General features: G+C 56.4%; 24 protein-coding genes, 1 tRNA gene and 1 riboswitch. Of the genes, 15 read left to right on the top strand and 10 right to left on the bottom strand.

What is annotated here, in order from left to right; genetic code table 11:
* The first annotated feature begins 57 nt into the window (after positions 1 to 57).
* Positions 58 to 1,740, top strand: a complete 1,683-nt coding sequence (locus CGS49_RS02940; RefSeq protein WP_087187166.1) for a recombinase family protein — start codon at positions 58 to 60, stop codon at positions 1,738 to 1,740.
* 100 nt (positions 1,741 to 1,840) lie between these two features.
* Here CGS49_RS02940 and CGS49_RS02935 read toward each other — a convergent pair whose 3' ends face one another.
* From CGS49_RS02935 to CGS49_RS13870, 5 genes are all read right to left on the bottom strand, one after another.
* Positions 1,841 to 2,707: a carbohydrate ABC transporter permease gene (locus CGS49_RS02935; RefSeq protein ID WP_097800444.1), complete on the bottom strand. Its 867-nt coding sequence runs from the start codon at positions 2,705 to 2,707 to the stop codon at positions 1,841 to 1,843.
* Between the two features lies 1 nt (position 2,708).
* Positions 2,709 to 3,692, bottom strand: coding sequence for a carbohydrate ABC transporter permease (locus CGS49_RS02930; RefSeq protein ID WP_097800443.1), 984 nt, complete (start codon positions 3,690 to 3,692; stop codon positions 2,709 to 2,711).
* An 84-nt stretch (positions 3,693 to 3,776) separates the two neighbouring features.
* Complete coding sequence (locus CGS49_RS02925) at positions 3,777 to 5,216, bottom strand: twin-arginine translocation signal domain-containing protein (protein ID WP_097800442.1); 1,440 nt, start codon at positions 5,214 to 5,216, stop codon at positions 3,777 to 3,779.
* 93 nt (positions 5,217 to 5,309) lie between these two features.
* Entirely contained in the window at positions 5,310 to 6,311 is a 1,002-nt protein-coding gene (locus tag CGS49_RS02920; protein WP_097800441.1) for a LacI family DNA-binding transcriptional regulator, read from the bottom strand.
* Between the two features lie 51 nt (positions 6,312 to 6,362).
* Positions 6,363 to 6,866 (bottom strand): hypothetical protein, encoded by a 504-nt coding sequence (locus CGS49_RS13870; RefSeq protein WP_143405798.1) that lies wholly within the window; start codon positions 6,864 to 6,866, stop codon positions 6,363 to 6,365.
* On the opposite strand from CGS49_RS13870, the gene CGS49_RS02915 reads away from it, so the two are divergent.
* The 7 genes from CGS49_RS02915 (at position 6,837) to CGS49_RS02890 (ending at position 15,323) form a co-directional block, all read left to right on the top strand.
* Positions 6,837 to 9,272, top strand: a complete 2,436-nt coding sequence (locus CGS49_RS02915; RefSeq protein ID WP_097800440.1) for a glycoside hydrolase family 94 protein — start codon at positions 6,837 to 6,839, stop codon at positions 9,270 to 9,272. The two genes, CGS49_RS13870 and CGS49_RS02915, sit on opposite strands and share 30 nt — an antisense overlap.
* Positions 9,273 to 9,409: 137 nt before the next feature.
* Positions 9,410 to 9,516, top strand: a riboswitch (TPP riboswitch).
* A 310-nt stretch (positions 9,517 to 9,826) separates the two neighbouring features.
* Positions 9,827 to 10,342, top strand: coding sequence for an energy coupling factor transporter S component ThiW (gene thiW / locus CGS49_RS02910; protein ID WP_097800439.1), 516 nt, complete (start codon positions 9,827 to 9,829; stop codon positions 10,340 to 10,342).
* Between the two features lie 15 nt (positions 10,343 to 10,357).
* Complete coding sequence (gene thiM, locus CGS49_RS02905) at positions 10,358 to 11,179, top strand: hydroxyethylthiazole kinase (protein WP_097800438.1); 822 nt, start codon at positions 10,358 to 10,360, stop codon at positions 11,177 to 11,179.
* Positions 11,166 to 11,804 carry a thiamine phosphate synthase gene (gene thiE / locus CGS49_RS02900; RefSeq protein ID WP_097800437.1) on the top strand — a complete coding sequence of 213 codons (639 nt, stop codon included), beginning with the start codon at positions 11,166 to 11,168 and terminating at the stop codon, positions 11,802 to 11,804. Before thiM ends, thiE begins: the two co-directional genes overlap by 14 nt.
* A 205-nt stretch (positions 11,805 to 12,009) precedes the next feature.
* Positions 12,010 to 13,320 carry a phosphomethylpyrimidine synthase ThiC gene (gene thiC, locus CGS49_RS02895; protein ID WP_097800436.1) on the top strand — a complete coding sequence of 437 codons (1,311 nt, stop codon included), beginning with the start codon at positions 12,010 to 12,012 and terminating at the stop codon, positions 13,318 to 13,320.
* A gap of 250 nt (positions 13,321 to 13,570) precedes the next feature.
* Positions 13,571 to 13,708: a hypothetical protein gene (locus CGS49_RS14115; RefSeq protein WP_179859010.1), complete on the top strand. Its 138-nt coding sequence runs from the start codon at positions 13,571 to 13,573 to the stop codon at positions 13,706 to 13,708.
* A gap of 232 nt (positions 13,709 to 13,940) precedes the next feature.
* Positions 13,941 to 15,323, top strand: coding sequence for an alanine/glycine:cation symporter family protein (locus CGS49_RS02890; protein ID WP_097800435.1), 1,383 nt, complete (start codon positions 13,941 to 13,943; stop codon positions 15,321 to 15,323).
* Between the two features lie 51 nt (positions 15,324 to 15,374).
* On the opposite strand, the gene CGS49_RS02885 is transcribed toward CGS49_RS02890, so the two are convergent.
* On the bottom strand, positions 15,375 to 15,788 hold the full coding sequence (locus CGS49_RS02885) for a hypothetical protein (protein WP_097800434.1): 414 nt from the start codon (positions 15,786 to 15,788) through the stop codon (positions 15,375 to 15,377).
* A 302-nt stretch (positions 15,789 to 16,090) separates the two neighbouring features.
* Here CGS49_RS02885 and CGS49_RS02880 point away from each other — a divergent pair.
* Positions 16,091 to 16,175 (top strand) — tRNA-Tyr (locus tag CGS49_RS02880).
* 152 nt (positions 16,176 to 16,327) lie between these two features.
* A complete protein-coding gene (locus CGS49_RS02875; protein ID WP_097800433.1) occupies positions 16,328 to 16,579 on the top strand; it encodes a DUF6061 family protein in 252 nt (83 codons plus the stop codon).
* Between the two features lie 98 nt (positions 16,580 to 16,677).
* Here CGS49_RS02875 and CGS49_RS02870 read toward each other — a convergent pair whose 3' ends face one another.
* The 4 genes from CGS49_RS02870 to CGS49_RS02855 form a co-directional block, all read right to left on the bottom strand.
* Positions 16,678 to 16,854: a hypothetical protein gene (locus CGS49_RS02870; RefSeq protein WP_242965863.1), complete on the bottom strand. Its 177-nt coding sequence runs from the start codon at positions 16,852 to 16,854 to the stop codon at positions 16,678 to 16,680.
* A 17-nt stretch (positions 16,855 to 16,871) separates the two neighbouring features.
* Complete coding sequence (locus CGS49_RS02865) at positions 16,872 to 18,137, bottom strand: plasmid recombination protein (protein WP_097800431.1); 1,266 nt, start codon at positions 18,135 to 18,137, stop codon at positions 16,872 to 16,874.
* A gap of 466 nt (positions 18,138 to 18,603) precedes the next feature.
* Positions 18,604 to 19,920, bottom strand: a complete 1,317-nt coding sequence (locus CGS49_RS02860) for a DNA primase family protein (protein WP_097800430.1) — start codon at positions 19,918 to 19,920, stop codon at positions 18,604 to 18,606.
* A gap of 73 nt (positions 19,921 to 19,993) precedes the next feature.
* The gene (locus CGS49_RS02855) at positions 19,994 to 20,602 is read right to left on the bottom strand and encodes a CHC2 zinc finger domain-containing protein (RefSeq protein WP_097800429.1); all 609 of its coding nucleotides are present in this window, start codon (positions 20,600 to 20,602) and stop codon (positions 19,994 to 19,996) included.
* Between the two features lie 134 nt (positions 20,603 to 20,736).
* Here CGS49_RS02855 and CGS49_RS02850 point away from each other — a divergent pair, with 134 nt between their 5' ends.
* From CGS49_RS02850 to CGS49_RS02830, 5 genes are all read left to right on the top strand, one after another.
* Entirely contained in the window at positions 20,737 to 21,681 is a 945-nt protein-coding gene (locus CGS49_RS02850; protein WP_242975339.1) for a helix-turn-helix domain-containing protein, read from the top strand.
* On the top strand, positions 21,665 to 22,330 hold the full coding sequence (locus tag CGS49_RS02845; protein ID WP_097800427.1) for a sigma-70 family RNA polymerase sigma factor: 666 nt from the start codon (positions 21,665 to 21,667) through the stop codon (positions 22,328 to 22,330). Before CGS49_RS02850 ends, CGS49_RS02845 begins: the two co-directional genes overlap by 17 nt.
* 64 nt (positions 22,331 to 22,394) lie before the next feature.
* Positions 22,395 to 22,925, top strand: a complete 531-nt coding sequence (locus CGS49_RS02840) for an RNA polymerase sigma factor (RefSeq protein ID WP_097800426.1) — start codon at positions 22,395 to 22,397, stop codon at positions 22,923 to 22,925.
* A complete protein-coding gene (locus tag CGS49_RS02835) occupies positions 22,918 to 23,607 on the top strand; it encodes a DUF4367 domain-containing protein (RefSeq protein ID WP_097800425.1) in 690 nt (229 codons plus the stop codon). Before CGS49_RS02840 ends, CGS49_RS02835 begins: the two co-directional genes overlap by 8 nt.
* A gap of 180 nt (positions 23,608 to 23,787) precedes the next feature.
* A complete protein-coding gene (locus tag CGS49_RS02830; RefSeq protein WP_143405797.1) occupies positions 23,788 to 24,261 on the top strand; it encodes a hypothetical protein in 474 nt (157 codons plus the stop codon).
* The last annotated feature ends 71 nt before the right edge of the window (positions 24,262 to 24,332 follow it).

Raw genomic sequence — 24,332 nt, 5'->3', positions numbered from 1 at the left:
GCGGTATAATGAAGTTGGACTTCAATATCGTGTTTGACTGCCAGATGGGAGGTATTTATGTATTATCAGTCAAACACCGCTGCCGCGCTTCAATTCCCTTACACAGCTATGAGTTCCGAAGAACTTACTGCTCTGTATTGTCGCTTATCCCGTGACGATGAATTGCAGGGTGACAGCAATAGCATTGTAAACCAGAAAAAAATCCTGGAAAAGTATGCCCGTGAGCATGGATATAGCAATTTCAAATTCTATGTTGATGACGGCATCTCAGGTACGACCTTCAACCGCCCAGGCTTTCAGCAGATGATTGCAGATATTGAGGCAGGTCTTGTCAAGCGTGTTATCATTAAGGATATGTCGCGTTTCGGACGTGATTATCTGCAAGTCGGCATGTATACGGAGATCATGTTTCCCGAACATGATATTCACTTTATTGCGGTGAATGATGGTGTAGACAGTACCCAGGGCGACAACGAGTTTACGCCCTTCCGCAATATCATCAATGAATGGTACGCCAAAGACACCAGCAAAAAAATCCGTGCCGTTATGAAAGTGAAAGGCAATGCAGGGGAACATTTGACTGTCTTGCCTCCGTATGGATACATAAAATCGTCTGATGACAAAAAGCAATGGGTGAAGGATGAAGAAGCCGCCCAGGTAGTTTATGAAATTGGTCTCTATATCATGGACGGTTTGGGACCCTCGCAGATCGCAAGAAAACTGACGGAAAGAAAAATCCTTACTCCGGCTGCTTACTATGCGAGTAAAGGCAGGACAACCAATGTCACAAAGAAAGGTTCTCCTTACGCTTGGGATTCTTCTACGATTGCCGACATCATGGATCGCTGGCGTGAATACCTGGGGCACACGGTTAATTTCAAAACCCGTAAAAAATCCTACAAGAGCAAAAAGACTCTGCTCAATCCAGAAAGCGAATGGAAGATTTTTGAGAATACCCACGAAGCTATCTGGACAGAGGCGATTGCCGATGCAGCAAGGCTCGCAAGGCAGACGCGGCGCCGACCAACAAAGATGGGAGAAATGGGGATGTTCTCCGGCATGATGTTCTGTGCCGACTGCGGTTCCATCATGTATCAATGCAGGGCAACCAATTTTCGGCGCGATCAGGAATACTACCTGTGTTCGGGCTATCGGAAAAGCCGTGATGTATGTGGGCAGACACATTCTATCCGAACTGTTATCCTGGAGGAATTGGTTCTGCAAAATCTGCGCGAGATCGTTTCCTTCGCATCACAGCGCAAAGACGATTTTGTGAAGATGGTGATGGATGCGGATATGCGCCAGCGTAACCGAGGTTTGGCAAAACGGCAGAAAACATTGGCTGATGCCGAAAAACGGATCACAGAGCTGGACACCATTTTCAAGCGGCTCTATGAGGATACTATTTCGGGAAAACTTTCTGACGAGCGTTTCCAAAAGCTCTCCGCTGACTACGAGAAAGAGCAGCATCAGCTTCAAGAGGTAGCGGCTGTCCTCCGTGGTGAAATCGAAGCAGAGGAACAAAAAAGCGCCAATGTAGAAAGGTTTCTCTCCGTTGTAGAACGGTATACGGAAATTCCTGAATTGACGCCATGTATCTTACATGAGTTTGTCGAAAAGATCGTTGTCCATGCTGCCAGCGATCCAAAGGGTAAGAACCGCACCCAGGAAATTGACATCTACTATAAGGGCATTGGAGCCCTGGAAGTATCCAAAGTCACTTCATCAAGGCAAGAATGAGAAAAACGGCATAGCCGAAGCTATACCGTTTCTCTCTTGCCTCACGATGTTTTCTTATCGGGAGGCACCTTTCGCCGTTCCCTTTTTCGTTTGAATCACATTAGCCTTTGACACCACCCAGTGCCACGCCGCGGACGATGAATTTCGACAGCAGCAGGTACACGACGATGACGGGCAGGATGGCGATGGCCACCATCATATACACCTTGCCCATATCAAACTTCAGGAAGTCTGCGCTGCGCAGCTGTGCGATGAGGATGGGCAGGGTCTTTTTGTCGGCACTGTCCAGCACCAGCGCGGGGATGAAGTAGTTGTTCCAGCTGGCCACGAAGGAGAAGATGGCCTGCACGGCCAGGGCCGGTTTCATGATGGGCAGCACGATCTTATTAAAGGTGTAGAACTCGCCTGCGCCGTCAATGCGGGCCGCTTCCACGATCTCCATGGGCAGGGACGCATCCAGGTACTGCTTCATGAAGAAGAAGACGGTGGGCGCTGCGATGCTGGGCACGATCAGCGGGATGAAGCTGTTCTTCAGGCCCATCTTGGTGATCAGCTGCAAAAAGCCCAGGGCCGACACCTGCGTGGGCATGGTCATAATCAGCAGGATGAGGGCAAAGGCGGCCTTCTTGAACTTGAAGTTATAGGCGTAGATGCCGTAAGCCGTCAGGGCCGAGAAGTAGACGCTGAACGCCGCCGAGAAGGCGGACACGATCAGGCTGTTGCGGATGCCGGTGAGCACCGGGATGTTGGCGTCGGCCAGCACGTTCTTCAGGTTGGTGACGAACGCGCCGCCCGGCAGCAGCGAGAAGCCTTTCTGGATCTCGAAGTGGTTGCGGGTGGAGTTGATCACCAGCACGTAGAAGAAGAACAGGCACAGAAAGCTGATGACCACCAGCACCAGATAGCACCATGCACGGCGTGCCGCCAGCGTAGCTTTTTCAGACTGAGATTTAGGAGCGTGTGCCATATCAGTTCCCTCCTTTTGCTGCCTTGGCAGCTGCTTTTCTGGCCGCTTTCAGCTCTTTGCGCTGGGCGCGGGTCAGGCCGTCGTCTTCCTTGGTGAGGGAGAAGTAGACCACCACGCACAGCACAGCACACACGAGGAACAGCACCACGGAAACGGCACCGGCCATGCCATAGTTCTTGCTGAACAGGTGGTTGTTCAGATACATGATCATGGTGGTGGAGGTGCGGTTGGGGCCGCCCTTGCCGTTGGTCAAGATCTGCGGCACATCGAACATCTGCAGGCCGCCGATCATGGAAGTGATCATGACATAGATCAGGATGGGCCGGATGAGCGGGATGGTGATCTTCCAGAACATCTGGTTCGGGGTGCAGCCGTCCAGCTCGGCGGCCTCATACAGGGTGGGGTCCACACCCATGATGGCAGCCATCAGCATGATGGTGGTGTTGCCGAACCACATCAGAAAGTTCATCAGGCCCACAAGGCCGCGGTTGCCCCACACCGAGTTCATGAAGCTGAAGGGCTCGTCCAGGATGCCCATGCTCAGCAGCACCGAGTTCACCGGGCCGTTGTCCGAGAACAGCGCGAAGAACAGCATGGCAAAGGCCGAGGCCATGATCAGGTTGGGCATGTAGATGACCGTCTTAAAGAAGGTCTGGCCCTTGAGCTTGAGCCGCAGGTCGGTGAACCAGGCCGCCAGCAGCAGCGAGACGGCGATCTGCGGGATGAAGCCGATGATCCACAAAATCAGCGTGTTGCCGAAATACTTGGGCAGATCGGTGGCGAACAGGGTGATGTAGTTCTTCAGGCCCACGAAGTTCGGGCCAATGACCTTCAGGCCGCTGCGGTAATATTCAAAGAAGCTGTAGTAGATGGTGGATACCAGAGGGATCAGCTGAAATACCGCGAAGATGATGAAGAACGGCGCAATGAAGATGTAGCCCCACTTCGCGTAGCTGATCGACCCTTTCTTTTTCTTTTCTCCCATAGGATCGCCTCCCAAAGAAAAGGGGCGGGCGAGATATGCCGCCCGCCCCTTTTGATTCAGTTTTCAGTCAAACGTCGGAAGCCGTTATGCGGGCCAGACCACGTCGGTCAGCTCGGGGTACTTCTCCTGGATAGCGGTCTGGAAGTTCGCCTTGGCGGTGTCTTCGTCCACGTTGCCGGTGAAGTAATCCTTGAATGCGGCCTGGAAGCTCTCGGTGATGCCCTGATCGTAGGGGCCCGCGTTGGACATGTCGATCTTGCCTGCAGCCTCGGCGAACAGAGCGATGTGGTTCTGGCCGCCCAGGAAGTCGGAGCTGTAATCGCTGTTGGCGATCTCGTTCATGGCCTTTTCGTTGTTGGTGTAGTCCTGAGTATCCAGGGTGATCTGCTTCATGATGGCTTCGTCGCAGGTCAGCTTCTGCATGATGTCGCGGATGAGCTCAATGTTGTCGCTGCCCGCTGCGCCGCAGATCCAGGTGCCGCCCCAGTAGTAGGGCTGAGGGCCTTCGCACACAGCGTAGTCGCCGTAGATGCCGTTGCCTACCTGCGGGGTCTCACCGTCGGCCACCGGGGTCTCCAGCGAGTTGCCCAGCAGGGTGAAGTTGATGCCCCAGGTGGAGTAGAAGAAGCCGAACACCTTGCCGGTGGGGCCCTGGTCGGCGGCCCACTGGCTGTCCCACAGGCTGGACTTGTTGTTGTAGCCCTTATCGGTGTACTCCTTGGTCTGGTCCACCCACTTCATCATATTGGGGTCCACGTTGATGGTGGTGCCGTCCACCCAGGGTGCACTGATGTTGTTGGAGAAGGTGCGGAAGGAATCGTCGAAGCCGGAGAGCATCTTGTAGCCCTTGGCGTAGGCCTGGGCTGCCACATCGTTGAACTTATCCCAGTCGGACAGGTAGCTCTGCACTTCGGTGGGGTCGTCGGTGCCCAGAACATCCTTTGCGATGCTGCGGCGGTAAGCGAACAGACCCGGGGTAGCCTGCCAGGTGGTGCCGCGCTGGCTGCCGTCCACGGTGACGATGTCCTTGGTGTACTGGTACTGGCCGGACAGGTCGTCGTCGGTCAGGCCGATGTCGGCCTTCACGTCCAGCGCGTAATCGGAGTCCACATACTTCAGAGCGTAGTCGGCCTCGATCAGGAAGATGTCGATCTTGTCGTCATCGGCGGCGGAATCCTGGCTCAGCAGGGCTTCGTCCAGCTTGTTCTGGTAGTTGTTGTTCTCGTTGGGGTTGATGGTCCACTTGACGACGGTGCCGTCCTTCAGGGTGGTGGTGGACTTATCCTCTGCCACCTCGGAGACCTCGGGGTAGTAGGCGTTGAAGCGGCTCTGGAACTCATCGTTCCAGCACCAGATGTTCAGCACCTTGCCCTGTGCGGCGGGGGCTTCGGAAGCGGCAGAAGAAGCAGCGGCCGAGGAAGCGGTGCTGGTGGAGGCGGAACTGCCGCCGCAGGCAGCCAGAGCTGCACCAATGGTCACGGCACCGGAAGCGAGCAGGAAATTACGGCGAGAGATCTTTTTCATAAGGGTAAACCTCCTTCATGGTTTTCCATACTTATTCTTATTTGTTGTTCAGAAAAGGTCCTTTGCACGGGAGCCTTTGGAGCCAAAAGTGTTTTACAGCCCGCGCACCGAGCCACCGTCCAGCAGCCTGCCGGAGACCCGGATCTGTTCGGGCAGCGTCACGCGGGGGTGTTCGATCAGCTCAATGAGCTTTTCGGCTGCGGTGCGGCCCAAAGCCGCGGTGTTCTGCTGGTAGGTCACCAGCTGGGGCTTGACCACCCGGGAGAGGTAGATGCCGTCGTAGCCCATCACCGAGATGTCCTCCGGGATGGAAAGACCTTTCTCGCTGATGGCGTTGTAGCCGCCCAGAGCGGAGAAGTCGTCGGGGAAGATGATGCAGGTGGGCGGCTCGTGCAGTTCCAGCAGGGCCCGGGTCTCGGCGGCGCAGCGGTCTGCGTCGTGGTAGACGCCGCTGCGGACGTACTCCTCCGGCACCTGCAGGCCCAACTCCTCGCACACCTGATAGAAGCCCGCCAGACGGTTCTCGGTGACGGCGGTCTTTTCGCCGTGGATGAAGGCGATGCGCCGGTGGCCGCAGGCCCATGCCTGCCGCACCAGAGCTTTCAGACCGGCGACGTTGTCGGAGAGCACCGCCATGCGGTTGTTGAACACATGGTCGATGGTCACCACCGGCACCTCGCTGTTCACCAGCTCCACCACCTGCGGGTCGTAGAAGTTCACGCAGGCGATCACCACGCCGTCCACATTGCGGTAGCGGCAATGTTCGAGGTAGCTCATGCTCTTGCCGCTGTGGTTGATGAAGGTGATGTCGTAGCCGCGCTTTTCCGCTTCCACCTTGAAGCTGTCCAGCACAGCGGAGAAGTATTCGTGGGTCAGGCCGCTCTGCCGTTCGTCCACGAACAGAACGCCCAGGTTGTAAGTTCGGTTGGTCTTCAGGGCGCGGGCGGCGGCGTTGGGCAGGTAGCCCATGCGGTGCGCTGCGGCGCGTACCCGCTCCCGTGTGGCAGGCGAGATATCCGGCTGGTCGTTCAGTGCCTTGCTGACCGTTGCCACCGACACGCCGCATTCCTTTGCCAGATCTTTCAGGGATGGCATCGCCTGCTCGCCTCCTTCCCGAAGAACGGTTTCGCGGGTGGATGTTCTTCGTCATGTCCTTAATCGTTTTCGCAAGTTCATGATAGCGCACTCTGCACGAAAAATCAAGCGCAAACGCAAAAGTTTTGGGCTTTTAGCATCACTTTTGGCGTTTTGTTCGGTTCCGGCGGGCCGGAATTGTGCATCTCGAATGGTTTTCGTTACATTTCGGTTAAAATCGAAACTTTTTTCGCTGTCGTTTTCGTCCCATCTAATATTACTTTTAAATGGGCTTCCGGCCCCTTCGTTTTGCTGCGCGCCGCTCTGCCCTGACGGGCCCGCCGGAAAAAGTTTCCGCAAAAACCGTGCATCCACGCCCGTTTTGTGAAAAAATCTTTCCAAAGTTTTTTCGCAAAAGCTCTTGCATTTTGTGTGCGGTTCGGCTATTCTAAAAGCAAAGAGAATGCTCCCGCCGTCATGCTTAATCGTTTTCGCAAACGCGAAGCAGCCGGGCCTTCCCGGCAGCTGTACAAGGAGGAAGCATTTATGAGATTCGGTCACTTCGATGATGAACACAAGGAATACGTCATCACCACCCCGCGCACGCCCCTGCCCTGGATCAACTACCTGGGCAGCGAGGATTTCTTCAGCCTTGTCTCCAACACGGCGGGCGGCTACAGCTTCTACCGCGACGCCCGGATGCGCCGCCTGACCCGCTACCGCTACAACAGCTCCCCGCTGGACATGGACGGCCACCACATCTACATCAAGGACGGCGATACCGTCTGGAACCCCGGCTGGCAGCCCACCAAGACCCCGCTGGACCGCTACACCTGCCGCCACGGCCTGGGCTACACCGTGATCGAGGGCGAGAAGAACGGCGTGGCCGCCGCGCAGGAGCTGTTCGTACCCAAAGGCGACGCCTGCGAGCTGGACCGCCTGACCCTGCAGAACCACACCGACGCCGTGAAGGAGCTGGACGTCTTCGGCTATGTGGAGTTCTGCCTGTGGGACGCCATCGACGACAGCTCCAACTTCCAGCGCAACTTCTCCACCGGCGAAGTGGAGGTGGAGCCCGGCGTCATCTACCACAAGACCGAGTACCGCGAACGCCGCGACCACTACGCGGTGTTCTGGTCCGACACGCCGGTCACCAGCTTCGACACCACCCGCGACGCATTCTGCGGGGTGTACGGCGGCCCGGCAGACCCCGAGGCCGTCCGCGCCGGGCACTGCTCCGGCTCCATCGCCCACGGGTGGGCCCCGGTGGGCGCGCTGCACATCCACGTCACCCTGGCCCCGGGCGAGGAAAAGAAGATTTTGTTCGGTCTCGGCTACATCGAGAACCCCCAGGACGAGAAGTTCACCGCCCCGGGCGTCATCAATAAAGCGCGTGCCCACGCCATGATCAGCCGCTACGCCACCAGCGCCCAGGTGGATGCCGCCCGCAAAGCCCTGGCCGACCATTGGGAAGCACTGCTCTCCACCTACCACCTGGAATCCAGCGAGGAAAAGCTGGACCGCATGGTGAACATCTGGCACCAGTACCAGTGCATGGTCACCTTCAACATGAGCCGCTCCGCCAGCTACTTTGAGAGCGGCACCGGCCGCGGCATGGGCTTCCGCGACAGCTGTCAGGACCTGCTGGGCTTCGTGCACATCATCCCCTCCCGCGCCCGGGAGCGCATCCTGGACATCGCCGCCACCCAGTTTGAGGACGGCAGCGCCTACCACCAGTACCAGCCCCTGACCAAGAAGGGCAACCGCGACATCGGCACCGGCTTCAACGATGACCCGCTGTGGCTCATTGCGGGCACCGCCGCCTACCTGCGCGAGACCGGCGACTGGTCCATTCTGGACGAGCAGGTGCCCTTTGACAACGACGAAAGCAAGGCCCAGCCCCTGATGGAGCACCTGCGCCGCAGCTTCAACTTCACCTGCACCCACCTGGGCCCCCACGGCCTGCCCCTCATCGGCCGCGCCGACTGGAACGACTGCCTGAACCTGAACTGCTTCTCGGAGCACCCGGGCGAGAGCTTCCAGATCACCGGCCCCAGCGAGGGCCCCGTGGCCGAGAGCGTGTTCATCGCGGGCATGTTCGTCAAGTACGGCCATGAGTACGCCGAACTGTGCGATCACCTGCACCTCACCGACGAGGCCGCCGCGGCCCGCAAGAGCATCGACGCGGTGGAGCAGGCCACCCTCACCGCGGGCTGGGACGGCGCGTGGTTCCGCCGCGCCTACGACGCCTTTGGCAAGCCGGTGGGCAGCAAGGAGTGCACCGAGGGCCAGATCTTCATCGAGCCCCAGGGCATGTGCGTCATGGCGGGCATCGGCAAAGAGACCGGCCAGGCCGCCGCTGCCCTTAGGAGCGTGGAGGAACGGCTGGACACCAAGTACGGCGTGGTGCTGCACCAGCCCGCCTACACCAGTTACCAGCTGAACCTGGGCGAAATTTCCAGCTATCCCCCGGGCTACAAGGAGAACGCGGGCATCTTCTGCCACAACAACCCCTGGATCAGCTGCGCCGAGGCGGTGCTCGGCCACGGCGACCGGGCCTTTGAGGTCTACCGCAAGACCTGCCCGGCCTACATTGAGGACATTTCCGAGATCCACCGCACCGAGCCCTACGTCTACAGCCAGATGGTGGCGGGCAGGGACGCCCCCACCTTCGGCGAAGCGAAGAACAGCTGGCTGACCGGCACGGCGGCGTGGACCTTCTTCAACGTGAGCCAGTACATTCTGGGCATCCAGCCCACGCTGGACGGCCTGAAGGTGGACCCCTGCATTCCCCACACGCTGGGCAGCTTTACAGTCACCCGCCGCTTCCGGGGCGCGGTGTACCACATCACGGTGGACAATGCCGCCGCCGTCCAGCACGGCGTGAAGGTCGTCACTGTGGACGGCAGGGCCATCGCGGGCAATGTGCTGCCGCTGGCCCCGGCAGGCACCGAAGTGGCCGTGCGGGTCACCATGGGATAAGCGTTTCGCAAAGCATTTTCATAATTTCTCCTTCCTAACAAAAACAGCCGGGCACGAAAACCGTGTCCGGCTGTTTTTGCGGGGGGTAAGCCTTCCCCCTTGCAATTTTGGGGAAAGAGGTGTAGAATACAAGGCACAAGCAAATACAGGGGAGCTCGTGCGCGGGCTGAGAGGAAGTACCCGAACTTCGACCCTTTTACCTGATGCGGATAATGCCGCCGTAGGAAGTCAGCATGTGCGTGATTTTTTGCAGGAGGCTCCGCCGGGGCCCCCTGTTTTTTTTTTTGTTGCATTTTTTCTTAAGGAGGAAGACCCAGCCGCGCCGGATGTAAAAGGGGCGGCTTCTGCGGGAGGGCCGCAGCGGGCTGAGGGGGAGCGCCCTGAGCCTGGAAAACCGTCAGCGATGGGAAGCCGTGTTCCGGCGTGAGAGGAGGCCAGCAAGCCTCGACCGCTTCCGTATATCCCCTGCCCCCGGTGCGCCCGTCTGCGCCCGGTGCGGGGGTGTTCTGCGGGGGCGCTGGCTGTGCCCCTGCCGCCTTGAAAGGAGCGTCCCTATGAAAAACATCTCTGTGAAAAAGCTGGCTCTGGCCGGTATGCTGTGCGCTTTGTGCGTGGTGGGCAGCGTGTTCAGCTTCCCCATGTTCGGCAGCAAGTGCGCCCCCATCCAGCACATGGTCAACGTGACCTGTGCCGTGCTGCTGGGCCCCTGGTGGGGCCTCGGCGTGGCCTTTGTGGCTTCCCTGCTGCGCAATCTGCTGGGCCTGGGCAGCCTGATGGCCTTCCCCGGCAGCATGTTCGGTGCGCTGCTGTGCGGCCTGGTGTACCACAAGACCAAAAACATCTTTGCCACCATGGTGGGTGAGGTGTTCGGCACCAGCATCCTGGGCGGCCTGTGCGCTTACCCCGTAGCCATCTTCCTCATGGGCAAGAGCGCCGGCGACATCGCCTTCTACGCCTACATCGTGCCCTTCCTGATCTCCACCGCCGTGGGTTCCATCATTGCAGGCGTGCTGGTGTACAGCCTGCAGCGTTCCGGTGCCCTGCGCTCCATGCAGCAGAGCCTTTCTTAACGGAGGTGCTTCGAAATGTTTAAAACGGAGTTCGAGAATGTGCGCACCAAGTGCCCGCTCATCCACAACATCACAAATTACGTCACCGTGAACGACTGCGCCAACATGGTGCTGGCCTGCGGTGCTTCGCCCATCATGGCCGACGATGCCGCCGAGGTGGAGGACATCACCACCATCTGCGGCGGGCTGAACATCAACATCGGCACCCTGAACAGCCGCACCATCACCAGCATGCTGCTGGCGGGCAAAAAGGCGAACGCCCTGGGCCACCCCGTGGTGCTGGACCCGGTGGGCGCGGGCGCTTCCAAGCTGCGCACCGACACCGCCTTCCGCCTGCTGCGGGAGGTGAAGTTCACGGTCATCCGCGGCAACATCTCGGAGGTGAAGACCCTGGCTTCCGGCGCGGGCACCACCAAGGGCGTGGACGCCGATGTGGCTGATAAAGTCACCGAAGAAAACCTCGACGCCGCCGTGGCCTTTGCCAAAAAGTTTGCCGCCGAGACCGGGGCCGTGGTCGCCATCACCGGGGCCATCGACATCGTGGCCGACGGGGAGAAGGCCTACTGCATCCGCAACGGCCACCCCATGATGAGCAGCATCACCGGCACCGGCTGCCAGCTCTCGGCCCTGACGGCGGCCTTCGTCACCGCGAACCCGGGCCATGCGCTGGACGCTGCTGCGGCCGCCGTGTGCGCCATGGGCCTTGCAGGCGAGATTGCCCACAAGCGCCTGACCGCGCTGGACGGCAATTCTTCCTACCGCAATTACATCATCGACGCCATCTACAACATGACCCCGGAACAGCTGGAAAAAGGAGCAAACTATGAAGTGCGATAAGCAGACCATGCTTTTGTACGCCGTCACCGACCGCGCATGGGTGGGCAAACAGACCCTGTATGAGCAGGTGGAAAGTGCCCTGAAAGGTGGTGCCACCTGCGTGCAGCTGCGGGAAAAGCACCTGGGCGATGAAGATTTCCTGCGCGAAGCCATCGAAATTCATGCCCTGTGCCAGCGCTACGGCGTGCCGCTGTTCATCAACGACAATGTGGAGGTGGCCATCCGGTGCCACGCCGAGGGCGTGCATGTGGGCCAGAGCGACATGGAAGCAGCCCAGGTGCGCCAGCGCGTGGGCGAGAACATGATGATCGGCGTTTCCGCCCACACGGTGGAGGAGGCGCGCCGCGCCGTGGCCCACGGTGCCGACTGCCTGGGCGTGGGGGCGGTGTTCGCCACCAGCACCAAGACCGACGTGGACGTTCTGCCCCGCCAGACCCTCATCGACATCTGCAATGCCGTGGACGTGCCGGTGGTGGCCATCGGCGGTATCCACAAAGAGAACATCCTCCAGCTGAAGGGCACCGGCGTGGACGGCGTGGCCCTTGTGAGCGCCATCTTTGCCGCAAAGGACATTGAGGCCGAGTGCCGGAAGCTGCGCGCCCTTTCGGAGCAGATCATAAAGTAAGCTATCAACCCGCGGCAAACCGGGGGCACCACCTTGGGCCGCGTTACAAAATTCATGGAGAAAACCAACATGAAAAGCGTATTTTGCGCAGGTGTCGGCATCCAGAGCGTACTGTTTTTTCTGAATGACGGCTATCTGCAACTCCCTTTGTATGACCAGCACCCTGCTGTTCAGAGATAAACTGTCATTTGGAGGAACACAGCGTATGCAGACTTATACCACCCAGATGGATGCCGCCCGCAAGGGCATCGTTACCCCGGAGATGGAGATCGTAGCCAAAAAGGAATGCCGCACCACCGAGGAGATCCGCCAGTGGGTCGCCGAGGGCAAGGTAGCCATCCCCGCCAACAAGCACCACAAGTGCCTGAACCCCGAGGGCGTGGGTTCCATGCTGCGCACCAAGATCAACGTGAACCTTGGCGTCTCCCGCGACTGCAAGGACTACAACATTGAGATGCAGAAGGTGATGAGCGCCGTGAACATGGGCGCAGAAGCCATTATGGACCTGTCCAGCCACGGCAACACCCAGCCCTTCCGCCAGAAGCTGACCCACGAGTGCCCGGTGATGATCGGCACTGTGCCGGTGTACGACTCGGTCATCCACTACCAGCGCGACCTAGCCGAGCTGACGGCCCAGGACTTCATCGACGTGGTGCGTCTGCACGCCGAGGACGGCGTGGACTTTGTCACCCTGCACTGCGGCATCACCCGCAAGACCATCGAGCAGATCCGCAAGCACAAGCGTAAGATGAACATCGTCAGCCGCGGCGGCTCTCTGGTGTTTGCGTGGATGAGCATGACCGGCAACGAGAACCCTTTCTACGAGCACTTTGATGAAATCTGCGACATCTGCGCCGAGCACGACGTGACCATCTCGCTGGGCGACGCCTGCCGCCCCGGCTGCCTTGCCGATGCCACCGATGTGTGCCAGATCGAAGAACTGGTGCGTCTGGGCGAGCTGACCAAGCGTGCATGGGCCCACAACGTGCAGGTCATGGTGGAAGGCCCCGGCCATGTGCCTCTGAATCAGGTGGCCGCTAACATGGAGGTGCAGAAGTCCATCTGCATGGGTGCACCCTTCTACGTGCTGGGACCCCTGGTCACTGATATTGCCCCCGGCTACGACCACATCACCGCTGCCATCGGCGGTGCCGTGGCGGCCATGAGCGGCGCGGCCTTCCTGTGCTATGTGACCCCCGCCGAACATCTGGCACTGCCCAATGTGGAGGACGTGAAGCAGGGCATCGTGGCCTCCAAGATCGCGGCCCACGCCGCCGACATCGCCAAGGGCATCCCCCATGCCCGGGATATCGACGACAAAATGGGAGACGCCCGCCGCGTACTGGACTGGGATGCACAGTTCGCCTGCGCGCTGGACCCGGAGACCGCCAAGGCCATCCGCGACGCCCGCCTGCCTGAGGACGACCACAGCGACACCTGCAGCATGTGCGGCAAGTTCTGCGCCGTGCGCAGCATGAACAAAGCGCTGGCCGGTGAGTACATCGACATTTTGTAACTGCTATTTTCAAACGCGCTGAAACGCGCTTCTTCCTCCGCCGCCCGGCATAACCGGGCGGCTTTTATGTTGTAATCTATAAAAGATTATGTTAAAATAACAATAAGGCGCTGATTGCAAAATTGGTGGTCATGCTTTCTATCCCGCGTCGCTGTTTTTCTATTTTTACATAGAACAAGCAGAGGTTCCGGGAAGAAACTTTTTTGAAGTGCCCTGCCCGGAGCCTTGAAGGCGAAGGGAGGGATATCGAATGACTCTGTTGGAGACTCTCGCACTTCTCACGTTCATCCTCGCATTGCTGAGTTTGATCGTGGATGTGATCCATTTGACCCTTGAGGTCATGGCAAAGTTTTCCCAGATGAAAAACGATGATAACAAAAAAGATTGACCGCCTAACAGTTCCCCAACTCGAGCGGTCAATCTTTTTGACTAGCGGGATGGAAAGCTGACCCTTGCAGTCAGCGCCCCTTCTGTTTGTAGTATAATCGAAGCTATGTGATTTGTCAAGCCATCCCGTTCTATCGATTCTTTCTATCAATATTTTAGATTTTACAATTCTTCTGTGCTGTACTATAATGAAGTAGCAACTTTATTTCTCAAAAGTACAGGAGGCTGTTTTCTTGATAGTTGATCTGATCGAAGCGCTTTACCGCCTGCTGTGGGGCGATCTGTTCACCCTGCCGGTGGCGGGCGGCATTGGCATCTCCTTTATGGTGGTGCTGCTGTTTGCAGCCGGTATCGGCTTTACCCTGCGCACAAGGCTGCTGCCGGTGCGGCTGTTCCGGGATATGATCGGCGCAGTGTGCGAAAAAAAGCAGGCTGCGGGCGGGCTTTCCTCCTTCCAGACACTGGTCATCTCTACTGCCACCCGCGTGGGCATGGGCAACCTGGTGGGCGTGGTGGCGGCCGTGTCTGCAGGCGGCGCAGGCGCGGTGTTCTGGATGTGGGTCACGGCCCTGCTGGGGGCTTCCACCTCGTTCGTGGAGTCCACGCTGGCGCAGAAATACCGCCAGCCGGACCCGCTGTACGGCGGCTGGCGGGGCGGCCCGGCCTACTACCTCCATGTGCTGGCCGAGCGCAAGCGGGGCAAAAAGCTCAAGCGGTCTGTTGTGGCGGCGCTGTTCGCGGTGTCCGGCCTCATCTGCTGGTGCGGCATCAGTCAGGTCATCTCCAACTCGGTGAGCTCGGCGTTCCAGAACGCCTTCCACGTCCCGCCGCTTGCCACCACGCTGGTGCTCACGGCCATCGCGGCGGTGATCGTGCTGCGCAAGAACGCTACCGTGAAAAGCCTGGACGTGATGGTGCCCATCATGGCGGTGTGCTACTTCGTGCTCACGGTGGGGGTGGTGCTGTTCAACCTGCCCAAGCTCCCGGCCGTGTTCGGGCGCATCTTTGCCGAGGCCTTCGGGCTGCGGCAGGCAGCGGCAGGCGGCTTTGGCGCCGTGCTGATGAACGGCGTCAAGCGCGGGCTGTTCTCCAACGAGGCGGGCAGCGGCTCGGCCCCCTGCGCGGCGGCCGCCGCCGAATGCGACGACCCGGTGAAGATGGGCTTCGTGCAGGCGCTGGGCGTGCTGATCGACACGGTGGTCATCTGCAGTTGCACGGCCTTTCTGATGCTGCTGGTGCCGGAATCGCTCACCGCAGACCTTGCGGGCATGGACCTTTTGCAGGCCGCCATGCAGTACCACCTGGGCAGCTTTGGCATCGTGTTCATTGCGGTGATCTTAGCGCTGTTCAGCTTCTCCACCTTTTTGGGGGTGCTGTACTACGCCCGGGGCAACGTGGCCTACCTGTGCGGCGACAACTGGTGGAGCCAGACCGCCTACAAGCTGCTGGCGCTGGCTATGCTGCTGGTGGGCGGCACACAGGCCTACACCGTGGTGTGGGATCTGGGCGACGTGGGCATCGGGCTGATGACCATCTTCAACATGCTTGCGCTGGTGCCCATGGCCCCGGAATCGCTGGACGCCCTGCGCACCTACGAGCGGCAGCGCAGGCTCTGACACGCAGACAAAAAGGAGCGGCTCCCTTGCGCGGGGAGCCGCTCCTTTGTTTTACAACCGATTCCGCGGGATGAAGTATCGTCCCGTGCCGTAGTCCTCTTTGGGTTTGAGTTCGTCCACATCCTTGAGGAGCTTGCAGGTGAAATTATACTGCCGCGTAACCCGCCGCAGCTGATGCTGCGCTTCCTCTATGTCGCCGTCCTCCAGCGCATCGACCAGCAGCTCCATCACCTTGCTCAGGTTGGCGTAGCCCGCGTTCAGGCACAGACCATAGAATTTGTGCGCCGCGCGCATGGTCAGCTCTATGTTTCCCTCTGGTTGGTCCATCATGGCCTTCATCCGGTTGTAGCTTTCGTCCTGCGGGAACATCTCGGCGATCTTCACGAGCAGCGACTCTTTGCCCAATCGCCGGAGCACCCTGTGATAATTGGCCCCCATCTGGGTGTAGCATTCTTCCATCGTCATCGAGCGATCACCGTGCCTTTCTTTCGCCCGGTGCGTTCCGGGAACGTTATAACTTCGTGATACCTTTTATAATAGCATGTTCGCCCGCAATTTGCAATGCGGGCAGGGAAAGTCTGCGCTTTGTACAATTCCCGCAGCCGTTTTTCACGCTTTGCCGATGCATTGCCCCGCCCCACAGCCGCCGCACCGGGTGGCGGGAAAAATTTCTTTGTCCAAAATGCAGAAAACCCGTTGACAAAATCGACCTTTCATGCTAAAATAAGCAAGTCGTCCGGCTTAACGGATGCACAGGAAGTGAATATGGGCGTGTTCCCGAGTGGCCAATGGGGACAGACTGTAAATCTGCTGCTTTCAGCTTCGGTGGTTCGAATCCACCCGCGCCCACCAAACAAGAAAAATCCGAACCTGTTTCCGATTGGAGAAGGGTTCGGATTTTTCGTTTTCTTCGGGTACAACAACGAAGGTTCCTGTGGACGGCACAAAACTCCGATACCTTGTCATAGACCGTAAGCCGATAACAAGATTTGGAGGATGCGATTATGAAGTACGATGCAAAAGCTTACCATTTCAACATGGATACCGGGTGCGTGGAACTGCTGCTCCGGGATGGGAGAATGATCTCCATTGACTGCACCGGGGTCGAGGATGCACTGGACGTGACCATGGCGCAGAGGTCGGAGTTGGATTACCTCATCTATAATGACCCGCTGGGATATGCGGATTTGATTTTGAATGGTGACCCGGAGAAATATTTGAAAAATGCAGCCGGGAGCCATGGGCTAGAAGATTAAGGACAAAAAAATAAGAGGTGTGCCCAGCTGGACACACCTCGGTGAGATACATCTATATAAGGCAGGGCGTTCCCTTTACTGGGAGCGTCCTGCTGTTTTTATGCTGCAACAGGCAAGGCTTGTAGAGTTTCCTGCTCTTTCAGCCATTCCTCGTATTCACGCTGGCCTTCCTCGCTGTTGAAAAACTCAACCATGGAGGGATAAAAGCAACGTGCAAGGGTCTTGATTGCTTCATCCGGGTAGCCGGATTTGTTTGACTTTTTCTTTTTGTTCAAATGGTATCCTCCGAGAATCAAAGTTCCATATCTTGACTACGCCTGCGGTTTCGCTGCTGCACATTCATGGTGAGCTCCTGCTTGGGGGCAAGAATCTTTTCCAGAAAGCCGCGCACCAGTTCGGGCGCACGGTGGAGCGCGTCCAGATAGGGCTTCACTTCATACCAGAGTTCATGATACTTTTGACCCCAATGAGCAGCTTCCTTCTTGGCGGTGGAAAGTTCTTCTTTCAAGCGGCGGTTCTCCACGTCCATCATATAGCCGTGGTCGGCTTGCTTTTTCAGCTTGGAAAATTCTTCTTCGGTCAGTGAGTAGTTACCGAGAAAGGTGCGCTTGCCGATATAATCTAGATCGCGCGCATGAATGAGGGCTTCTTTTGTGAGCGTGGCCTTTTTCTGCACAGCGGCAAGTTCCTTTTCGGTCTTGGAGAGGGTTTTGTTGGTTTGGGTGAGGTGCTGCTCTTTCTGGTCAATCTGGGCGGTCAGGCTGTCCAGCCGTTCCTGCTCCCGTTGAACTTTGAACTGGGTGACGGTCAGGTGTTCTTCAGTGCTGCCACGCTCACCGCGCTCTACATCCGTGTACCCGGCATTGCGCATATAGTTGAAGAAATCGTCTTGCAGGACACTGTACGACTTCTTCAGGACTGGCTTGCCGTTCTTTTGCAGGACAGGCTTTCCGGCATCGTCCAGCAGGGGCTTGGAAGCCCACTTCTTGCTCCGGCTGACCTGCATGACGGTCTCCTTGATTGTGCCCACCAGTGCCTTGTCCTTGCAGTGTTTCGACCACAGGATTTGCTTTTCCACGACAGGTACATAGACCACATGGAGATGGTAGTGGTAGACCTCCCGGCCTAGTGCTTCGGTCATGGCACGGTTGATCTCGTCGGCGTGCATGACTGCCGAGAGGATATACTGCTCACCACCCACGATCTGAACGGCTGCTTTGTAGGCATTCTCATAGAACTGCTTGGCGAACTCGTAGCCGCCGTGGTTGTCAAAGTAGGCCGAGTTGACATCAAAGACAAGCTCGCAGTAATGGGTGGCATCCGGCTTCAAGCCGCGCGTTGAAATCGTGCCAGCGGTTTCCAGTTGGGAGAACAGGTCGGTGTAGCTGGCGGTTGGCTTTTTGAAGTGGATGTTCCATGCAGTGCGCTGGGGGATGATGTCGGGGTTCCGGTAGCTGTCCTTTTCGCGCTCGTTGTGCTGCTGAGTGTTGCCAACGGCCTTGTCCGAAACGGCGAGATTTCGAACACTGGTGCGGTCAATGCCATCATTTCTTGCCAAAGGGCATCCCTCCTTTCAAGGTTCATCGAGAGGTGACGGGGAACGGAGATGCACTTCTGCGGAAGTGTAATAACCCACTATAACACTTTCATCCCTATGGGCTGCAAAGTGTAGTGGGCTCTTCGAGGACTCTCCGAGGGGGAACGTCTCCTGCGGGAGAGTTAATCGAGTTCACGTTTGCGAAGCAATGAAAGCCCCAGTGGGGCTTTTAAGTGACCGAACGGTCTTGCGCCAGCAAGATGGAGGGGCCTCGCCCCGACAAGTTCGCACAATGCGAACTTGATTGCTCCGTACACATCTGAAAAAATCGCGTACGGAGTTCAAATAACCTGTACGGTTCGTACGACGTACGGAAATTCGAAATATAAACGATAACACGTTTTAATTTGTTTCAATTCGCTGTACAGGTGCGTACAAGTACAGACCGTACAGGTTGTACGAACTTCTTCCGTGAAAAATGCACTTTTTACGGACAGGGGTGGACAAGCGGCTCAATGCCCACGAAACCCCGCACCCTGCGGCCACCGGGCAGATAAATGTTGTTGGTTGCTTCAAGGTTGTAACGGCGGTCATTCTGGCGCAGCTCTGCGCTGAAACGGATCGCCGATACGCTGTGGCAGGCGTTGTCCTCACACCACTGCTTATAAATGTCGTAGAACTCCTTGGAGCTGATGGAGTAGTCCGCCTTGAAGCGGAAATAGCCCTCGGACTCCATGAAGTCGATGACATTGTTGCTGCTGCGTTTGATGGTGTCCACGTTGGCAGCGGCTCGTTCGCTGACCGTGAAGCGGAAATCGTTCTGCACCAGCCGGTGCAGCCCTTCCAGACACCAGAGCAGGATGCCTTCCAACTCGGCGCACATCTTCTCCACAAGGAAGGGGTCATCCGTGCGGTCGGCAGGCTTGTCCTTAGTGGTCAGGATAAGCTGGCGGCGAAAGAAACCGTCCGAATGGTCATACAGCGAGGTCAACGCGCCGTTGCCGAAGCAGAGGAACCGGGCGTAAATGTCCCGCTGGTAGCTCTGGACACCCTTGCGCTCCAAGTCCAGCTTGGCTTCGGCGGTCACGATGGTCTTAATATAATTCGTCTTAGGCAGGGCGTTCATGTCCATGTCATCGTCGATCATCAGCAGGCGGCGTTCCAGATCGGCACGGGCAAAGCGGTTGTTCTCGACTTTCTGGACGCTGCCGTTGCTGGCGGCATCTCCCATGAGCCGCTTGAGCACCAGCCCGATGCGGGATTTGCCCTCGCCGCCTTTGCCGACAATGAGCATCATCTTCTGCCCTTTGGTGCTGGGGATCAGGCAGTAGCCCAGATATTCCTGCAAGGTGGGGATATCGGCATCGTCCAGCAGCTCGTGCAGAAAGGTCAGCCAGCGTTCCGGGCTGGGGGCCTTGGGGTCGTATTTCACCGGGAGGCGGTTCTGACAGAACAGGCGGCTCTCCTGAAAAGAGCCGTCCGGCAGATGGTACACGCCGTTCTGGAGGTGGATGCAGTCCTGCTCGATGGGGAACGGGTCGGAAAAGGCCAGCAGCTTGATGGTCTCCAGAATGTTGGTGACCTTTTTTGACAGGCCGGAGGTGACATATTCCTCAATGTTCTCCAAGATGCGCTGCTTGATCTCGCTCTCATCCTCTACCGGGCCGTCCAGCGTGTACAGCGTTCCGTTGACGCATTTCAGCGGCCACTGTTCCAGAAAGGCACGGCCAAACTGGACTTCATCGATCTTCTTGCCGTTGTACCAGTCCGGCCATAAGGGGTTGCGGGAAATGTTTTTCTTCATGTGGTGGTTCTCCTTTAAAAAAGTAAAGTGGTGTTTATCATAATGATAAGCACCACTTTAGGTGAATGAATCGTCAGGCGCACTTTGCCAGAGCAATGCGGTCGGTGCGCTCCTCCAGCATCAGCAGGTACGACCCGGACAGCAGCCGTGCGGCGGCATCAGCCTTCTGCTGGGGTGTTCCAAATGCAACGCAGTCCGTCAGGTGCTCGATGGTCTCGGTCATGTAGAGGGCTTCTTCAAACCGTGGGTCATGCGGTTCCTCCGGGGTGGCGGGCTTGTAGCGCTCCTGCCAGTCGTGCAGCAGGTCGAGATAATCGGTCAGCACCCGCAGGTAGTAGGCGATGTCTGCCCACTGCTCGTCTGCCAGGCCACGCTTGGGCGGCGGCAGGGCGATGGCATTGGCGGGCGGCTTATCCGGGTCAAGCCCGAAGTCACTTGCGAGCTTCTCGGCGGCTTGCCGGGGGTTCAGGTCAAACAGCTTGGCGGTGAGGTCGATGGCATCGCCGTTGGCTCCGCAGCCAAAGCAGTAATAATAGGTGTCGTTCAGCTTCATGCTGGGGTCGCTGTCAGAATGGAACGGACAGCACACCATGCCATGGCGGTCTGGCTCCATACCATACATTTCTCCCACCTGCCGAACGGTGATGGCGGACTTGACAGTTTGATACAGGCTCAAGGGCATTCCTCCTTTATTTCGTGCGTTGCACCAGAGTACCCCAAAGTGGGAACTCTGGTGTTTTTTGCCTTGTGCCTGAATATACGGGGAATTTTGCGGAAAGAGCAAAAAAGCGGCAGAACTGCAACGGAAAAAGAAAAATGCCCTCACTGGTTGCAGGACTGCAACAGCAAGGGCGGAGAGGTAACCGTATATTGAACAAAACGGCAGAGCGTATTATAATGAGAAAAAACGCCAAAAGGAGGGCCGACCACGTGGCACAGGAATATCTGCCCGCACCATCCAACGTCCGTCTTGCGGACTTGATGAAAGAGCACAACATAAGCCAACCGGAGCTTGCCAAGGAAATCGGCTGCTCCAAAAGCACCATCAGCCGCTTCATAAGCGGTGCAAAAGGGACGCTGACCCATGAGCAGGTGCTGAAGATCGCAAGGCTGTTCAACGTATCTACGGATTTCCTGCTGGGAGAAACCAACATCCCCGATCGCAAGAACTACGACATTGCCGAACTGGGCTTGTCCGTAGAAGCTGCAAAGAACCTCTACACAGGGCGTGTCAATACAGAGGTGGTCAATCTACTGCTGGAAAATGCCCGCTTTGCAGAGCTTACTTACCGCATAGCGCAGTATTTTGATGATACGTTTGCATCCGGCATTGCAGCACAGAACGCCATGCTCACGACATTGAGCACCCTGCTGCGCACAAAGGTCAAGACCTCGGCAGCAACTAAAGCCGCAAAGGACATCAGCCTTCGGAGAAAGCCGGTGTATCAAGGCGATCTTGATGACATTGAAATGTACTTCATGGCGGCGGTCAAGGAAATCAAAAAGGGGATCGGGAGCCATTACGCCAAACAGGAAGCCATGAGCAAGAAAGTGGCAGAGAAGATGTTCACCGAATTGACCAAAGGGCAGGATGTGCAGCACCCAACGATTACGGCAGAGCAGCTGACAGACGCAATGTTGGGTAGCGTTTCGGGCATGGAGGGAGCCACGCCAGAAACACTGGAACAGCTGCGGAACGGTCTGCTGGGAATCTTGCAGTCTGCCGCAGAGCAGGAAAACGCCCATGAAGCAGACGAATGAACGGCTTTGTGCGCTGGCACAGAAAGGCGATGCTGCCGCACTGGACAGCCTGATCGACAACAACAAGTCCTTTATTGGCAAGGTGGAAAATGACCTTTTCCGCAGCATGAATCTGGCACAGTCCGGCCTGAACCTTGACACGGACGATTTGAAACAGGCGGGCAATCTGGGCTTATGGAAAGCTGTGCCGAAGTTCGATGCAGCGCGCGGCATGAAGTTCCTGACCTATGCGGCTCCTGCCATTCATAACGCCATGATGGACATGGTGCGGGATGCCTTTGCCGCTTTTGAGCAGCGGATGGTAACGGAGGACAAGGACGGTATCTGCTACCAGCGCGTTTCGCTGGACGATGTTCTGCCGGGAGAGGAACAACTGCGGCGCATCGAAGCCATAGCCGACCCTTATGCCATGCAGCCGCAGAGTATTATGGAAGAGCAGGAATCGCGCCGGGAACTGTACGATGGTCTGAAACGGCTGACCCAGCGGGAACAGACCTATCTGCTGTACCGCTATGGCTTTACCGATGGCGAGGAACATCCGCTGATCGGCACGGCGATATACTTTCACCTGACGAAAGGCCGCGCCAAAAAGACCGAAGAACAGGCCATGGATAACCTGTGGCTGGAACTGCCGTGGTGGTTTTTATGAATGGGCAGAGAGGAATTGTGTCAAATTGACATAATTCCTCCCGATAAGAGGGATGTGAGCGAAAATGCTGGCAATGTATCTGGCAGTTCTGGATGACCGGAGCAGCGAAGAACAGTTTATAGATGTATATAATACCTACAAACGGCTGGTCTACCATACCGCTTACAAAATTATGGGCGATTCGTATCTGGCAGAAGATGTACTGCAAGAGGTGTTTTTGTACGTTGCCAAAAATTTTTCTAAAATTCATCGAGAAAACTGTCACGAACTCGCTGCTTATCTCGTTAGTTGTAGTAGAAGCCGTGCATACGATATGCTTCGCAAGCAGCGGGAAGAACCGCTGGAAGAAATCCCGGACGCACCAGATGATGCCCCAGTGCCAGATGATGCAGCAGTCAGCACCGATAACATCCAACATCTGACAGAACTGATCGGACAGATGAAACCGATGTACCGTGATCCTCTTCGCCTTTTGGCAATGGGCTATACCAACCGGGAGATTGCCGAATCGCTTGGTCTGACGGACGAAGTGGTTCGGATGCGGCTTTTCCGTGGAAGAAAACTATTGTGGAAGGAGTTGAACCACCATGAGTGAGCAGACAGAAGTTTCTTTTGACACTGCGTTGGTGATGGCACTCCATGCAGATGCACAGAAAGAACTGAACGAGCTACCAACTCCGGCGCAGCTTAAAGAACGCTACCCGGACACTTCCCGATGGGATGCCCGCCTGCAAGCGGCGTTGCATAAACGCCGCCCTGTGCTGAAGCGAGTGCTTGTTGCGGTCCTGACGCTGGTAATTTTAACTCTCGGCGCACTTGCGGTAAGCGCAGACTTCCGCAAGGCAGTCTATACGATGATTCAGAAGTTCTTTCCTATTGAGATGCAGCTGACGTATCAAGTGGACGGCGAACCGTTGGAACAGCTTCCGAATGGATACAGCGACCATTATGTGCTGGATGGCTTTGAACGAGATCGTGAGCAGGAATTTGAAAGAGCAGAAAACTTTTTGCACGTTTACTCGTCAAAAGAAAGCGGTAAAGGATATACTGTTCGCTGCTCCATTATACAGCCGGGGCAACAGTCCTCGTTTGACAATGAGCATACAACTTATGAGAATGTAAAAGTTGGAGATGTAGACGCAACTTTGGGAACGAGCGTAGGAGAAAACGGAGACACCGTTTATATTTTAAGCTGGGAGCGAGGAGGCGTTTCAAACACGATTATGGGAAACATTTCACGAGATGAGATTATGAAAATTGCTGAAAACGTATTTTAATATGAAACTCCATGCTATTTGTTGGAATTCACAAATAGCATGGAGTTTTTTGTACAAGTATACAAATATAACAAAAAGCAGAAATTTTTTCAAAAAAGTTGTCACAAACACACGGCAAACCACGTTAACTAAACAAATGCTCCTATTGGGAGCAAAAAATTGGAGGTGTATTGTCTATTTATGATGAGAAAAAAAGAAAAAGTAATCACAATGACTGTGACCTTGATTTTGGTGGTCATACTGATTTGTATAAAAGTCACTCACTTTGTGATAATAGAACGTCCATTGAAACAATGCAGGATAGTATCAGCATACCATCTTACAGTAGACACTAATGGTGCTCAAATTGACCAGTCTTGGCTATTTGAAAAGGATCACCTGACATATATAGATATTGCCAAAACTTTTGAGCAGACATATTTTGTCACTGATTATGCTGGTGGTTCTGGTGATAGCGGTGCACTCAATGAACTCACGATAGCTTTTGGTGAAACAATGGACGGAATGCCAGATATTCGCATAACGGTTTCTGAAAATGGCTACATTCAAATCAATGGTAAAAGAGCATATCCGCTTTCTCTTAAATATGCAGGCAATAGGCTTTATGGACATCTTTTGGAGTGCTTGCAGGATGGAGCTGATCGGCAGCAATAAGAATGACTAAGCAAAAGTTCATGTATAAAGCAGTATATAGTATAAAGTGAACCCCATCTGCAACAGGCATT

Source organism: Faecalibacterium langellae, assembly GCF_002549775.1.
GTDB lineage: Bacteria > Bacillota > Clostridia > Oscillospirales > Ruminococcaceae > Faecalibacterium > Faecalibacterium langellae.
The sequence above is the reverse complement of the archived record's forward strand: the minus strand, read 5'-3'. Positions and strand labels throughout refer to the sequence as shown.

What these genes read in the sequence shown, in the direction of transcription:
- CGS49_RS02845 (WP_097800427.1), top strand. Translation starts at nt 21,665, where the DNA reads ATGAAGCAGACGAATGAACGGCTTTGTGCGCTGGCACAGAAAGGCGAT.
- CGS49_RS02925 (WP_097800442.1), bottom strand. Translation starts at nt 5,216, where the DNA reads ATGAAAAAGATCTCTCGCCGTAATTTCCTGCTCGCTTCCGGTGCCGTG.
- CGS49_RS02885 (WP_097800434.1), bottom strand. Translation starts at nt 15,788, where the DNA reads ATGACGATGGAAGAATGCTACACCCAGATGGGGGCCAATTATCACAGG.
- CGS49_RS02930 (WP_097800443.1), bottom strand. Translation starts at nt 3,692, where the DNA reads ATGGGAGAAAAGAAAAAGAAAGGGTCGATCAGCTACGCGAAGTGGGGC.
- CGS49_RS02935 (WP_097800444.1), bottom strand. Translation starts at nt 2,707, where the DNA reads ATGGCACACGCTCCTAAATCTCAGTCTGAAAAAGCTACGCTGGCGGCA.
- thiM (WP_097800438.1), top strand. Translation starts at nt 10,358, where the DNA reads ATGTTTAAAACGGAGTTCGAGAATGTGCGCACCAAGTGCCCGCTCATC.
- thiE (WP_097800437.1), top strand. Translation starts at nt 11,166, where the DNA reads ATGAAGTGCGATAAGCAGACCATGCTTTTGTACGCCGTCACCGACCGC.
- CGS49_RS02940 (WP_087187166.1), top strand. Translation starts at nt 58, where the DNA reads ATGTATTATCAGTCAAACACCGCTGCCGCGCTTCAATTCCCTTACACA.
- CGS49_RS02875 (WP_097800433.1), top strand. Translation starts at nt 16,328, where the DNA reads ATGAAGTACGATGCAAAAGCTTACCATTTCAACATGGATACCGGGTGC.
- CGS49_RS02850 (WP_242975339.1), top strand. Translation starts at nt 20,737, where the DNA reads ATGCCCTCACTGGTTGCAGGACTGCAACAGCAAGGGCGGAGAGGTAAC.
- CGS49_RS02920 (WP_097800441.1), bottom strand. Translation starts at nt 6,311, where the DNA reads ATGCCATCCCTGAAAGATCTGGCAAAGGAATGCGGCGTGTCGGTGGCA.
- CGS49_RS02830 (WP_143405797.1), top strand. Translation starts at nt 23,788, where the DNA reads ATGATGAGAAAAAAAGAAAAAGTAATCACAATGACTGTGACCTTGATT.
- CGS49_RS02835 (WP_097800425.1), top strand. Translation starts at nt 22,918, where the DNA reads ATGAGTGAGCAGACAGAAGTTTCTTTTGACACTGCGTTGGTGATGGCA.
- CGS49_RS02855 (WP_097800429.1), bottom strand. Translation starts at nt 20,602, where the DNA reads ATGCCCTTGAGCCTGTATCAAACTGTCAAGTCCGCCATCACCGTTCGG.
- thiC (WP_097800436.1), top strand. Translation starts at nt 12,010, where the DNA reads ATGCAGACTTATACCACCCAGATGGATGCCGCCCGCAAGGGCATCGTT.
- thiW (WP_097800439.1), top strand. Translation starts at nt 9,827, where the DNA reads ATGAAAAACATCTCTGTGAAAAAGCTGGCTCTGGCCGGTATGCTGTGC.
- CGS49_RS02860 (WP_097800430.1), bottom strand. Translation starts at nt 19,920, where the DNA reads ATGAAGAAAAACATTTCCCGCAACCCCTTATGGCCGGACTGGTACAAC.
- CGS49_RS14115 (WP_179859010.1), top strand. Translation starts at nt 13,571, where the DNA reads ATGACTCTGTTGGAGACTCTCGCACTTCTCACGTTCATCCTCGCATTG.
- CGS49_RS02840 (WP_097800426.1), top strand. Translation starts at nt 22,395, where the DNA reads ATGCTGGCAATGTATCTGGCAGTTCTGGATGACCGGAGCAGCGAAGAA.
- CGS49_RS02915 (WP_097800440.1), top strand. Translation starts at nt 6,837, where the DNA reads ATGAGATTCGGTCACTTCGATGATGAACACAAGGAATACGTCATCACC.